We start from the raw sequence: 13184 nt of genomic DNA on the forward strand, positions 1-13184 counted from the left end.
GGTGCGCTAGTACCTAAACCTGTGCAAGAACAAGGTAATGGACACTCATGATCATGATGAAAAGTGCTCTACACACCCACTTTCAATACTTGGCATAATCACTGCACTGATTTGTCTGACATAGGATGCGGCGCTCAACGGCGAGTGCGGCATTTTCTGAAGAGGCCTTCAAGGCCCGAACAGAACCGGACAAAGGCGTCCCTGCTGGTTACAGCGGGTGCGCCTTTTTTGTTTGTCCTGATTGAGTAGAACACGAGGGTATGTTCATGAATGCAAAAGTCTGGCTGATCGGTGCAGGTCCAGGTGATCCAGAACTCTTGACCCTCAAGGCCGTTCGCGCATTAGGCGAGGCACAAGTAGTCCTGATTGACGACCTGGTCAATCCTGCCGTGCTGGAGCACTGCCCGCATGCACACATCATCAAGGTAGGCAAACGGGGCGGCTGCCGCTCAACGCCTCAAGCGTTCATTCATCGCCTCATGCTGCGTTATGCACGCCAGGGTAAGGTCGTGGCGCGCCTCAAAGGCGGCGATCCATGCATTTTTGGCCGAGGCGGTGAAGAAGCCGAATGGCTGGCGAACCATGGCATTCAAAGCGAAATCGTCAACGGCATCACTGCCGGTCTTGCAGGCGCGACGAACTGCGGCATTTCACTGACCCATCGCGGCATTGCCCGTGGCGTTACGCTGGTCACAGCCCATACCCAGGATGACAGCTCATTGAATTGGGACGCCTTGGCCCGAAGTGGCACGACCCTTGTCATCTATATGGGCGTTTCGCGACTGAACGATGTTCAGCAGGGACTCCTGGCGGGCCAGATGGCTGCCTCTACCCCGGTCGCCATGATCGAAAACGCCTCCCTGCCGGAACAGCGGGAATGCCGAAGCACATTGGGAACCCTGTTAGCCGACGCAGCCCTCTTTCAGCTCAAGAGCCCAGCCATTCTTGTGATTGGCGAGGTCGCGTCTGCTGCCGAATCGCTTCGCCTGCCGCTTGAGCCTGTTCAGAAGACACTTACCGGGTGACCAGAGAGCGCCTGTTCGTTATTGGGCAGGCAAGTATTTCCCTTCAAGTCACTTTATGTGCTCAAAGACTATATTCGTAGCATAATGCTACTATCAACTTTGCCAGCCTGCCGTCGATAACACGACAAGGACTTCACCTCAGTCCCAGGCCCTGCCCCTTGTTCGATCTTGCTACCGAGCTGCTCATGTCTCTGAAGCCCTTTTTCTACTCACTGCATAAAAGGCATTTCAGAGACGTTGCCAGCATCATTGCCTTGGGTGTCTTACTGCTTGTAGTGATGATCGAATGTGATTTCTTCGAGCATCTTGTAGCTTTCAGCGCCAGACACGAAAGCTGGCAAGTCGACGAGTGCATAACGGCATTTATCATCATTGGGTGGTGCGGCTTCTTCTTCGGATTCCGTCGCATCGCGGATATGCGCAAGGAAATCGAAGCACGCGAGCAGGCGCAGGAGGAAGCCTATCACCTGGCCAATCATGACAATCTCACGCACCTGCCGAATCGCCGCGCGTTGAATGAGCATTTCGCACAAGCGATACGCGGCACGCGAGAGCCCTTCTTCCTAGCCATTTTCGACTTGGATGGATTCAAGGCCATCAACGATATATACGGCCATATTACGGGCGACCGGTTGCTCGAAGAGATTTCGCAGCGTGTGGCTACGGCTCTACCTAAAGGAGATTTTATTTGCCGCCTGGGTGGAGACGAGTTTGCTGTTCTGCTGCATTCCGCCAAGAGCGAGACCGCAGCCCACGCCATTCTGAAAGGACTGGCGGGTCTGGTTGCAACCCCGATGGTCCATGGTTCGACTGCACTGATGACGGCGGCCACATTTGGCGTTTCCCATTACCCTAATGATGGGCAGGACATCAGTACGTTGCTTCGTCGCGCCGATGTTGCGCTCTACCAGGGCAAACGCAACGGCAAGAACATCATTCGCTTCTTCGACATGGCCCAGGATCATATGCTGGAACAGCAATCCATGATTGCTCAGGCATTGCGCGAGTCCATCGAACACGGCTACGTCCGGCCCGAGTACCAGCCAATCGTTGCCTTGGATGGAATGACCATTGCTGGTTTTGAAGCGCTGGCCCGGCTTGATCATCCGATCCATGGCTCCATCGTTCCCGACAAATTCATTCCGGCGGCCGAGGAAAGCGGCCTGATGACCGAGTTGACGGATTATCTCCTGCGAAAAGCCTGTATCGATGCCAAATACTGGCCTACAGGCATTTATCTGTCCTTCAACCTGAGCGCGATCGACCTGCGCGATCCTCTGCTGCCGGACCGCATTGAACGTGTTCTGCTTGAGACCGGCTTTGCGGCCTCCCAGCTGGAAATCGAAATCACCGAAACCGCCATCGTCAAGGATATCCGGCAGGCCAAGCTCAACCTGGATCTGCTACGGGAGCTGGGCGTACGGGTCGCTGTCGATGACTTTGGCACGGGCTATTCCAGCATGGCGCAGATCAGCCGCTTTACCTTTGATAAGTTGAAAATCGATCGCGAGTTCATCGACTCCATGGCCATCAATGACAAGGATGACAAGATTGTGCGCTGCATGCTGGGGCTGGGGCATGGTCTGAACATGCCATCCATTGCCGAAGGGATCGAACACGACTATCAGGTCCAGTGGCTACGCGAGGCAGGATGTGAATTCGGTCAGGGGTTCCTCTTCAGCCGGGCGGTGCCCAATTCCGAGGTTCCTGAGCTGCTGGAACGCCACGGTTGCTATAGGTCGGACACCTCCCGCGCAGAGCCGGTGATGTAGGCCTGCCCTTTCAGGTCACAAGGCGAGCGCAGCCCGCTCGAACTGATCCGCCCCGTTCCGCTCTTATTAGATAAGCCCATCAAGAGCGACACCATGGATCTTGTCATCGCCCGACCCGAAGGTCTCTATTGCCCTCCTGGGGATTTCTATATCGATCCCTGGCGCCCCGTCGAACGCTCCGTCATTACCCATGCCCATGGCGATCATGCACGTGGGGGGAATCAGCATTACCTGGCGTCAGCGCCCAGCGAAGGCATTCTTCGCTCCCGACTGGGGCAAGACATCAATCTGCAAACGCTGCACTACGGCGAAGTCATCGATCACCATGGCGTCAAAATCAGCCTTCACCCGGCTGGGCATGTTCTGGGCTCAGCCCAGGTCCGCCTGGAATACCAGGGTGAAGTCTGGGTGGCCTCGGGGGATTACAAGGTAGAACCGGACGGCACCTGTGACGCCTTCGAACCCGTGCGCTGCCACACCTTCATTACCGAATCCACATTTGGCCTGCCTATTTATACCTGGCAGCCGCAAGCAGAGATTTTTGCGCAGATCAATGCCTGGTGGCGGCAGAATGCAGCGGAAGACCGCGCCAGCGTGCTGTATTGCTACGCTTTCGGCAAGGCACAGCGCATCCTGCACGGAATCGATGCGAGTATCGGCCCTATTCTGACTCACGGCGCTGTGGAACCGCTCAACCGGGTCTACCGTGAAGGCGGTGTGTACATCCCGGATACCCACTACGCAGGGGACTTCAAGAAGAACGACCCTCTTCTGCGCAAGGCCCTGATCATTGCGCCGCCCTCGGCTGGCGGAAGCACCTGGATTCGCCGATTCGGCGAGCATAGCGATGCCTTCGCCAGCGGCTGGATGATGCTGCGTGGAACGCGTCGGCGCCGTGGCGTGGACCGTGGCTTTGTGCTCTCCGACCACGCCGACTGGCCTGGCCTGCTCTGGGCCATTGAGCAGACCGGGGCTGAACGGGTCATGGTGACCCATGGCTCTGTGGGAGTGTTGGTGCGCTACCTTCGTGAACAGGGACTGGATGCCCAAGGCTTTACCACGGAATACGGTGATGAAGACGACGAGCCCAACAACGAGAAGTCCGCCTAAGTAAAAAAGAATATGCTCGCGTGCCTTTTGCTCGTACCAATCAATGCTTCAGCGCAATGTCATCAGGCAAGCGACTGTACCGAATCAAGGCGACCCGTTCGTCATGTGGAACCCGCTTTATCAATGCATTCACCGAGTCGGCCAGCTTTTTGAGCACGGAAGGATTGGTCTGGCCAAAATGGTGGATCTGCTCAAATGCAAGCCCTACCGCCAGCTCGAATGTCAGAGGGCGTTCGATCAACCGAATCTTTCCGTCGTCACCGCAATGTGTCCAGCAAGGCTTACGCTGCCCCAGGAACACCAGCGTTTCACAAAGCCGGTCAATGGCTCGAAATGCTGTAGTAGGATCATTGATGGAAGGCGATAACGCCTTGATCGCGATATCTGCCATTTCTATCAGCCAGTACTCGATATCCTGCTCGGGCGTACGATCCGATCCAAGAACGAACTTTTTCCTCAGCTCTGCCATGACGGCAGCATCAGCCGCCTCGGCAGGCCAGATCAAGGCAACTGGGGCACCGGGCAAGATAAAGCTGCCGATGCGATGCTCCATACGAATGATTAAACTCTGCTTGTGCGCCAACTTGAGCAGTCCCTTGCGGTCGATAGCCTGCAGGTAACCTCCCTGCTGCGTACACAAAGGGTACCCGTTCTTATCCAGCGCCTCGTTTACATACGCATCGGGCTCGGCCTGAGGCTTGTCGAGAGGCACGAAGGCCTGCTCAATCTGTTCGATGGCACGATGAGTCACCTGCTGCAGGATGACGGCAATCTGCATGGAGCGGGAGGCGTGATCGATGAAGTAGATAATCAAACCAACGCTGACCAACGCCAGCACTATGCCCAGCGCGATAGCGATTTGCGGAACAAAGGGTACGGATGAGGGCGAGGCCGAGCGGATCATGCTCATGACAATCAAGGTATACGTGAAGGTCCCGATCAGCAGGCCCAAGACCACTTGATTGGCTCGATCAGAGGTGAAGTTTCTGAGTTGACGCGGCGAAAACTGACTGCTGGACAGCTGAAGTGCAACGATCATGATGGAAAAGACTGTACCCGTGACCGTCACCACGCTGGTTCCAATCGCCGATAGCACTGAACGAGCCCCCTCCCCTGTACTACCCGCCAGCCACACCAGCCGATCACCTGCATTGATGATGCCCAGGCGCTCCAGGGACACGAGCGCCACGGCCAATCCGGCCGCCAGGAGCGCTATCATCATCGGGATAAACCAGAGACTGTCCCGGCAGGCGATCCAGATGAAGCGGATATGTTGGTCCATCTACTGCAACCTCATTGTCAGACAATCACTTAGAAGGCTGTAGTGGTCCTCCTGTTCCACGTCGCCTGATAAACCGGATAGGGGACCAGGAACACACCACATCACGAACTCCTTTCCCCATAACAGGCTCATAACAACAGCGAAGCGATATCGGATTAACAGAGGCTCGCGAGCGGCCCGTTACTGATTGCTTCTGAACGCTGTGTAGAAAGCGAGACCATGATGAAAGCCTTCGCCGATCTCTATGCCCGCCTGGATGCAACAACCTCAAGCAATGCCAAGCTCCAGGCCATGCAGGATTACTTCAACCAGGCCGAGCCTGCCGATGCAGCCTGGGCCGTTTATTTCCTGGCCGGCGGACGCCCGCGGCGAACGGTGCCCACGCGCCAGCTTCGAGAGCTGACGATTGCCGCCTCGGGCCTTCCGGAATGGCTGTTCGAGGAGAGCTATCAGGCGGTAGGCGATCTGGCAGAAACGATGTCGCTGCTTATTCCTACCGCCGAGCATCTTTCGGATGAGGGTCTGGCGGTCTGGATGGAGGAGCGGCTTCTGCCCTTACGTGGCCTTGCGCCGGAAGAACTGGCTGAGCGCCTGCCGCAGCTGTGGTCGCAACTGGACCGGCCCAGTCTCATGGTCAGCCTCAAGCTTATTACCGGCGAGTTTCGGGTTGGCGTATCCAAGCTGCTGGTGACGCGCGCGCTCGCAACCATGGCAGGCCTGGATGCCAAGCGCGTGGCCCAGCGTCTGGTGGGCTATACGGACCTGTCCCATCGTCCAACTGCCGAAGCTTACCTTGCGCTGATCGCTCCCGAGTCGGACGATGAACATGCCCAGCGTGGCGGGCAGCCCTATCCGTTTTTCCTGGCGCATGCCCTCCAGCTACCTGTCGATCAATTCGATGCCCAGCTGGGGCCTGTCGAGAACTGGCAGGTGGAATGGAAATGGGACGGCATCCGCTCGCAGTTGGTCAAACGCGACGGGCGCCTGTGGATCTGGTCTCGGGGCGAGGATCTGGTCACCGATCGTTTTCCCGAACTGCACGCGCTCGCAGCCTGCCTGCCAGACGGCACTGTCATTGACGGTGAAATTGTCGTCTGGAAAGACGAGGAAAGCCCCGACCTGCTGATGAGCAGCAAAGAGGTCACCCACCAGCAGGCCGAACACGCGCCCGGCGAGCCTATTCCGTTTGGCGTCAAACCCTTTGCGCTCTTACAGCAGCGCATCGGTCGTAAAACCCTGAGCAAGAAGCTGCTCGACGATGTACCTGTAGTCATCCTGGCCTATGACCTGCTGGAATGGCAAGGCCATGACTGGCGCAGCCGCCCGCAGCATGAGCGTCGGGCGCAACTCGAAGCGGTCACCGCACAGTGCAACAGTCCTCTTTTACGCCCCTCCCCCCTTCTTGCCGGTGAAAGCTGGCAGGACCTTGCCCACCAGCGGGAGGCCTCCCGCACGCTCGGGGTGGAAGGCATGATGCTAAAGGCCCGGGACTCGCTTTATGGGGTGGGACGCACCAAAGACATGGGCGTCTGGTGGAAATGGAAGGTCGACCCGTTCTCGGTGGATGCGGTACTGATTTATGCCCAGCGCGGCCATGGCAGACGCGCCAGCCTATACACCGACTACACTTTTGCCGTCTGGGATGGCCCGCCGGGCACCGAGCGTACTCTGGTACCTTTCGCCAAGGCTTATTCGGGTCTGACCGATGAAGAAATGCGCAAGGTGGATGCCATTGTGCGCAAGACTACTGTCGAGAAATTCGGCCCTGTACGCAGCGTCCAGCCAACACTGGTATTCGAACTGGGTTTTGAAGGCATAGCCCTGTCCACGCGGCACAAGAGCGGCGTTGCCGTGCGCTTCCCGCGCATGCTGCGCTGGCGTCACGACAAGCCTGTTGAGGAAGCAGATACGCTGGACATCCTGCAAGGCCTGCTGGTTTAACCTGACAGGCCTCTGTTACAGACGTCTCAGAATGCGACCGATGTCTGTAGATAGACGGTACGCGGCTGCCCCAGGTATTTGCCCTTGTTGTTGTCGTCAAAGGAGCGGGTGTAATACTCGGTATTGAAGATATTCTTCACCCCGACCGCTACTTTCAGGTTGGACAGTTGCGGCCCAAAGTCATAAGCCGCACGACTGTTCCAGGTCATGTAGCCAGGGATACGGCCGTTGCTGCCATCGGCGCTCTCCTCCACCGTATTGGCATTATCGGCATACTGGCTGGATTGGAAGGCACTGTCCAGATCCAGGCGCCAGGCATTGTGGGTGTAACCTACGCCCAGCGTACCCTTGTGTTTGGACGAGAACGGTACACGGTTACCCTTGTTTGGCCCCTCTTCACGAATGGTGGCATCCACGTAGGCATAGGTTGCGTAGACATCGAATCCGGCCAGGCTTGGGCTCAGGTCTTCCAGCTGATAAGCCACGCTGGCCTCAAGACCGCGGTGGCGTGTTTTACCACGGGCGATAACCGTATCCAGCGTCTGACTGCTGTCGTACTGGTTATCAAAATTGATAAGGAAGGCTCCCAACTCCGCCTTCAAGATCCCGTTATCGTAACGAGTACCCACTTCCCAGGTGCGTGCCTTTTCCGGCTTTACTTCACCGGCAGCAACCCGGTTCGGCATCTGGCTGTACTGGACCGAACCAAACGAGCCCTCTGTGTTGGCATACAGGTTCCAGGTGTCGGTTACGTGATACATCACGTTCAGCGCGGGCAGCGAGGCGTGGTAGTCACCTTTATAAGGCGTATTGTTGAGCTTGTTGACCTGCTCGGAATCGATCAGCTCGTAACGAATACCTGGGGTAAACGTCCATTTGCCGATGTCGATACGGTCGTCGATATAGAACGCATTGGCCTCGGTGCTGCCGCGGGTGTCGCGATCGTTGCGGCTGGACGTGGATGGCCGCTCCGTGGAGGTTATCGGTACCCGATATCGCAGCTCGTGACTGGCCTCGTTGACATAGCGGTAGCCGATGCCCACCTCATGCCAGCTTTCGCCTAGGGAAAAGCCCTGGGAGAACCGGGTTTCCACCCCACGCACCCAGTACTCGCGGGGCGATAGCGACTGGAATGTACCTTGATTCAGATAACCGCTGCGTAGGGTCTTGGTGAAGAACGTATTCACCGTGAACTTCCGCGCGTCTTCTTCATACTGATACCCCAGGCCGACCAGGGTACGACGGCCCCAGAATTTATCCAGGGGACGTGTGGACTGGTACGGGTTGCTGTCGAAATCGGCAACTGACAGGCCACCCGGCATCTCTGCCTCGCCCTCGTAGTACTGGCCGATCGCCGTAAAGCTGTTGGCGTCATCAAGCTGGTATTTACCCTTGAGGATCAGATCATCAATCTGCGTATCACTGTGCTCACGGTAGTCACCGCCCCGTACGCCTGAATACAGCAAGGCGCCACCCAGACCGTTTTCCCCCGTACCGCCAATGAGCAGGTTGCCACTGGTCTTGATACCGTCATGACTTGAAGACGGGCTGAGTTCGTTCTGGATGCCGCCCTTGACGGTAAAGTCGTCAGGAATGGCACGGGTCACGAAGTTGACGATACCGCCCACGTTCTGCGGGCCATAGCGGACTGCACCACCACCGCGCACCACATCGACTGCATCCATGTTGCCCATGGAAATGGGTGCAAAGGACAACTGTGGCTGGCCATAGGGTGCAAACGGGACCGGGATGCCATCCATCAATACCGTCGAACGGGATGCGAGACGCGGATTGAGGCCTCGGATACCAAAGTTGAGTGCCATGTCATGGCTGCCGGTTCCGTTGTTTTCCGGCGCATTCACACCGGGAATTCGGTTGAGCACTTCACGCGCCGTGGAGGCGCCGACCCGCTCGAATTCATCGCGGCGGATTACATCCCGCGCCCCTGGGTGCTCGAATACATCCTGCTGCTGCGCATCACCCAGCCAGTCACCTACCACGGTCAGGGTTTCCAGGTTGGCTGCTGTCCCCTCGTCGTTAGTGGCGGATGCCGGAACAGCAACGGGTTGCAGGCTATAGCCACCCTTCTGCGCGACGGCCTCAAGCCCACTCCCCTCCAACAGATGGCTCAACCCTTCGGAAATACCGAATTCACCCTCCAGCCCTTGAGTAGTGCGGTTCGTCGTCAGATCGGGACTGAACGCCACCATGATATTCGCCGTCTGGCCGAACTGGTTGAGGGCGGCCTCCAGCGGACCGGGGGCAATATGAAATGTTCGGCTCACCTCAGCCTGAGTAACCGTTTGCGCCGTTGCCATCAGCGGCACGCTGCCAAGCAGCACAGCTGTACCGAACACGACATGGCGAAGCGCCCGGCTTAAAGGGGTCAATGTAAATGTAGAGGAAGACATGAGATCAGCCTGCAGTAAGGGTATCTGCCTTACTTGTCACGCGAGAAGTGGAAAAGGCTCATCGCTGACTGAAAATATTTAACTCACGCTGTGCGAGGCTGAATGCTGATCCAGTAGCGCGTCCGCCACTGGATGCGCACCGGCTGGGTAACTTCCAGCATGGCCAGGATGGCTTCTATGTCCTTGAGCGGATACGTTCCTGAAACCAACAGACCCGCGACGTGCTCGTCGCACTTCAGCCAACCGGGCTGATAGCGAGATAGCTCCTGGATGAACTGCCCAAGCGGCATATGGGCTGCCACCAGCAGACCGTCACGCCAGGCATCCAGACCACCGTCGAGCGGTACTACCTTATCCAGGTGGTGCGCGCTAAAGCGTACCTGTTGTCCTGCCGTCAGAGTCGTGGATAGATCCGGCCGCTCGGCACAACGCACCTGAACGCTGCCAGCAAAAACACTCAACCGGCAGCCATCGTCGAACTTGCGAAGATTGAAACGCCCCTGGGTTGTTGAGACCATACCTGCCTGGCTCTGTACCGAAAATGGCAGGGCTGAATGGGCAGCGTGTAACAGTATCTCGCCACGAATCAGCATGAGCTGACGCTGCGTAGCCGTGATGCTGACATTCACAGCACTGTCGGTATTCAGATCAAGGCGGCTGCCATCGGTCAGGGTAACCGTTCGCTGCTCCCCAATCCGGGTGTGGTAGTCCGCCAACCAGGGCTCGGCACGCTCCTTTAAGAGCCAGGCGGCCGGGCCCAGGAGGACAAACACCCCCATGAGCTTCAGCGCCTCGCGGCGACCGTATGCGGGCTTGCTCAATACAGCCTGACGCGCAGCCCTTGAGGGCAACCCCTGCAGCCGCTGGTTGATGGTCTCGATCCGCTGCCAGGCACGCTCGTGCTCAGGATCAGCGGCCCGCCATTGTTGCCAGGCCTGATGCTCTTCCTCGCCTGCCCCCGCCTGCAGCTCTACCAGCCACTGCACGGCCTGCTCGGCGATCTGGGGAGAGATGGGCGCTGTCAAGCCATGCACTCTGCGAAATAACATTGCTGAGCGGCCTTGGCGATGTACCGCTTGACGGTTGCCAGCGAAATACCGAGGTGTGCGGCGATATCGGCGTATGGCATTCCGTCCAGCTGTGCCAACAGAAAAGCCTGTTTGATCGGTTCAGCCAATCCATCCAATACGCGAGCCAGCTCCAGAAGTGTTTCCAGAGCGATAGCACGAACTTCCTCGCTGGGAACCTCCTGCTCAGGCAAGGCCGCCAAGGCATCCAGGTAGGCCCGCTCGATATCCTGACGTCGGTAATGATTGAATAGGACACGCTTGGCAACAGTAATGAGAAAAGCCCGAGGTTCAGCAAGCCGGCCCAGCTCCTGACTTCCCAGGAGGCGAATGAACGTATCGTGGGTCAAGTCATCTGCACTATCGGAGCACCCCAGACGCCGGCGCAACCATCCAAATACCCAGGAGCGATGCTCATGATAGAGCTGGCCAAGATCCCCCTGCGGTGAAGTACTGCTGGCGTGCACACCGATATCCTTGCGCTAGAATCCTAGGCATTCACTTAATGATAATTGTTCTCATTATATGCAAGCCTGGATGATTACAACAAGGGTCAAGCTCAGTTTGCCACTATATAAATGGGCTGGTATTACATAAAACGTTAGCGTCAGCGGACACTACTCTTCAATGCGTACGATGTTGCGGCAATCTGGAAAGGCGCTGCAGCCCCAGAAATAGGCGCCAGCATTGCTTCCTTGCCTGGCCTTACGCATGACCATGGGCGAGCCGCATTTCGAGCATATCGGAGACGCTGCCTCGCTCGCCGCCTCCCCTTTGCTGGAGCGCCGGGCTGCTGTGCGTTTGCGCGAGGTCAAGGCCCCGCCCTTCTGTAAGACAGCCATGATCTCTTCCCGCACCTGCGCAGTCGAATAAGCCCCTTGTACCGGAATCTGGATAAGCGGCAAGGCAATCGCCCGACAGACGCCCGCCACAAAGAGGTCCCGCGCCTGCCGATCAGGCCGCTGGTGGGAGCTGTCATCCAGCTCGATAACCGCCACGAACGACAGGTCATCGCGGTTGCAGAGGACGTAGTCGAAATGTTTGGCGCTGATCTTGTTGAAGGCTCTGTACCAGCTCTTTTGGTCCCGAATGGCTTTCACGCTAGCCACATCTGCAATGCGGACCTTACCAAAGATGCGGTAGTCCTCACCAATCGCCTCATCGAGTACGGTTAAAAAGGCGCGTTCAGCAGGTGTAAACAGCGCTTCGTTAAGCACATAGGGAAACGCTCGCTGGGTATCACGCGAACGCAGCGCGATGACGATACAAAGAAAAACAACGACGCCAAGCCCGACATAAAGCCAGGGATGCGCTGACAACAGATGAACCATGAGATGACCAACAGCAGGAAAGGCGAATAAAAACAGATGCGTTATACGCCGGCAGCCTATAACGATGCGGTGTTCAGGATGAGTGATAGTACAGGCAAGCTGATGAACTCTTGCGCTTCCATCGGCTCAACAGGGATCAGCTAAGGGCTCAGCGCTTGCCAGCAGACTCGTATGCGGCCTTGAGAAGACTGCGCAGCCGAAAGCTTTCCGCCATTTTTATGAAAAAGGCCAGAATCCAGACGATGAGCGGCAATCCGTACTGCTGAGTACCGCGAGCGAACTCAACACACATGGCGATGGTACCGAAGAGTGCCAGAATGAGCGCAAGCACGAACAGCGCGACCGACTTACCATCATGTGCAGGAAGATCACCCACATGAGAGGCATTTGCCCGAGGCTCTTTCACCGTCAACTCCAGAAAACAATAAACCTTCGAATAGCTTAGCCTGAACAGGGTATCAGGGGTAGCACATCCAGAAGCTAGCGCTCACAGATCATACGGACGTGTCGCTCGTACAGGTCCGGCAAGCGCTCGAGAACGGTTTCCCGTCCCAACATGGATGACTCGGCAACAACCTGCTCCAGCAGATCCAACGTCAGCCATTCGAGCGCAAGGGTTGCCAGTGGCTCATAACTGAGGTGCCAGGGCTCTTCATACATACCGCCCCGGTATTCCCGATAAGGTCGAAAAAAGCCGAACTGTTCGATGTGCGCATCGAGCCAGAGATGCAGCTCATGAAACACACCGCCGGGCTGCGTCTCCTCAGGCAGCAGCTGAACGACATACCCTGGCGGAGCCTGGGTCAGGTCAACCACATCGATTTCGGTGCCCCAGTGATGGCGGCTTGCGCCTGGCAGAGCTGACCAATTCAGAATGCAGTCGATGCGCTCATCCACGGTAAGAGCAGACTGATCACGCACTTGGCCGTTGCGGTCATACAACGGCTTTTCACCGGCAAATTTACGGTTCCAGATTCTGAGCTGCGTCTTGTAGTCACGAAAGGCACTGAATGGATGCAAGGTAAATCCATCCTTCCGTGCAGCCTCCTGCATTGCCTTGAACGGCGCATAGACCTCACGATGGATCGCATAGCGTGGGTTATCGATCTGCAACAGATGCGTTCGCGCCCTGCCTGTCAGCTCCCATTCGTCAAGCATTACCCGCTCCCGTATACGCCTTGATCAATCCAGAAAGATCATGTCATCCAATCGTTTCGAATCCACCCACCGTTTCGCTGCGTTGCT

The 13184-nt window shown here is 57.1% G+C and carries 11 protein-coding genes; 4 read left to right on the plus strand and 7 right to left on the minus strand.

Annotation, left to right across the window (positions count from 1 at the left end; translation table 11 throughout):
- Window positions 1-266 precede the first annotated feature (266 nt).
- From cobA to AC4LF3_RS12990, 3 genes are all read left to right on the plus strand, one after another.
- Window positions 267-1025: a uroporphyrinogen-III C-methyltransferase gene (cobA, locus tag AC4LF3_RS12980; protein WP_286787594.1), complete on the plus strand. Its 759-nt coding sequence runs from the start codon at window positions 267-269 to the stop codon at window positions 1023-1025.
- 185 nt (window positions 1026-1210) lie between these two features.
- Complete coding sequence (locus tag AC4LF3_RS12985; RefSeq protein WP_491835432.1) at window positions 1211-2797, plus strand: putative bifunctional diguanylate cyclase/phosphodiesterase; 1587 nt, start codon at window positions 1211-1213, stop codon at window positions 2795-2797.
- A gap of 93 nt (window positions 2798-2890) precedes the next feature.
- Window positions 2891-3907, plus strand: coding sequence for a ligase-associated DNA damage response exonuclease (locus AC4LF3_RS12990; RefSeq protein WP_125889253.1), 1017 nt, complete (start codon window positions 2891-2893; stop codon window positions 3905-3907).
- 40 nt (window positions 3908-3947) lie between these two features.
- Here AC4LF3_RS12990 and AC4LF3_RS12995 read toward each other — a convergent pair whose 3' ends face one another.
- On the minus strand, window positions 3948-5189 hold the full coding sequence (locus tag AC4LF3_RS12995) for a DUF2254 domain-containing protein (protein ID WP_491835433.1): 1242 nt from the start codon (window positions 5187-5189) through the stop codon (window positions 3948-3950).
- Between the two features lie 222 nt (window positions 5190-5411).
- On the opposite strand from AC4LF3_RS12995, the gene AC4LF3_RS13000 reads away from it, so the two are divergent.
- Window positions 5412-7130: an ATP-dependent DNA ligase gene (locus AC4LF3_RS13000; RefSeq protein WP_491836292.1), complete on the plus strand. Its 1719-nt coding sequence runs from the start codon at window positions 5412-5414 to the stop codon at window positions 7128-7130.
- Window positions 7131-7156: 26 nt separating this feature from the next.
- On the opposite strand, the gene fecA is transcribed toward AC4LF3_RS13000, so the two are convergent.
- From fecA to AC4LF3_RS13030, 6 genes are all read right to left on the minus strand, one after another.
- The gene (gene fecA / locus AC4LF3_RS13005) at window positions 7157-9541 is read right to left on the minus strand and encodes a TonB-dependent Fe(3+) dicitrate receptor FecA (protein WP_491835434.1); all 2385 of its coding nucleotides are present in this window, start codon (window positions 9539-9541) and stop codon (window positions 7157-7159) included.
- An 83-nt stretch (window positions 9542-9624) separates the two neighbouring features.
- Complete coding sequence (locus AC4LF3_RS13010; RefSeq protein ID WP_491835435.1) at window positions 9625-10590, minus strand: FecR domain-containing protein; 966 nt, start codon at window positions 10588-10590, stop codon at window positions 9625-9627.
- Window positions 10563-11075 carry a sigma-70 family RNA polymerase sigma factor gene (locus tag AC4LF3_RS13015; protein WP_010795003.1) on the minus strand — a complete coding sequence of 171 codons (513 nt, stop codon included), beginning with the start codon at window positions 11073-11075 and terminating at the stop codon, window positions 10563-10565. Before AC4LF3_RS13015 ends, AC4LF3_RS13010 begins: the two co-directional genes overlap by 28 nt.
- Before the next feature lie 150 nt (window positions 11076-11225).
- Entirely contained in the window at window positions 11226-11939 is a 714-nt protein-coding gene (locus tag AC4LF3_RS13020; RefSeq protein WP_010795004.1) for a DUF2726 domain-containing protein, read from the minus strand.
- A 148-nt stretch (window positions 11940-12087) separates the two neighbouring features.
- Window positions 12088-12345, minus strand: coding sequence for a hypothetical protein (locus tag AC4LF3_RS13025; protein ID WP_010795005.1), 258 nt, complete (start codon window positions 12343-12345; stop codon window positions 12088-12090).
- Window positions 12346-12419: 74 nt separating this feature from the next.
- On the minus strand, window positions 12420-13097 hold the full coding sequence (locus AC4LF3_RS13030) for a M15 family metallopeptidase (protein ID WP_491835436.1): 678 nt from the start codon (window positions 13095-13097) through the stop codon (window positions 12420-12422).
- Window positions 13098-13184 lie beyond the last annotated feature (87 nt).

The organism is Pseudomonas sp. C2.3V (assembly GCF_058536325.1).

Coding starts and splice junctions, on each gene's coding strand:
- AC4LF3_RS13000 (WP_491836292.1), top strand. CDS start 5,412: ATGAAAGCCTTCGCCGATCTCTATGCCCGCCTGGATGCAACAACCTCA.
- AC4LF3_RS13010 (WP_491835435.1), bottom strand. CDS start 10,590: ATGTTATTTCGCAGAGTGCATGGCTTGACAGCGCCCATCTCTCCCCAG.
- AC4LF3_RS12995 (WP_491835433.1), bottom strand. CDS start 5,189: ATGGACCAACATATCCGCTTCATCTGGATCGCCTGCCGGGACAGTCTC.
- AC4LF3_RS12990 (WP_125889253.1), top strand. CDS start 2,891: ATGGATCTTGTCATCGCCCGACCCGAAGGTCTCTATTGCCCTCCTGGG.
- AC4LF3_RS13020 (WP_010795004.1), bottom strand. CDS start 11,939: ATGGTTCATCTGTTGTCAGCGCATCCCTGGCTTTATGTCGGGCTTGGC.
- fecA (WP_491835434.1), bottom strand. CDS start 9,541: ATGTCTTCCTCTACATTTACATTGACCCCTTTAAGCCGGGCGCTTCGC.
- AC4LF3_RS12985 (WP_491835432.1), top strand. CDS start 1,211: ATGTCTCTGAAGCCCTTTTTCTACTCACTGCATAAAAGGCATTTCAGA.
- AC4LF3_RS13030 (WP_491835436.1), bottom strand. CDS start 13,097: ATGCTTGACGAATGGGAGCTGACAGGCAGGGCGCGAACGCATCTGTTG.
- cobA (WP_286787594.1), top strand. CDS start 267: ATGAATGCAAAAGTCTGGCTGATCGGTGCAGGTCCAGGTGATCCAGAA.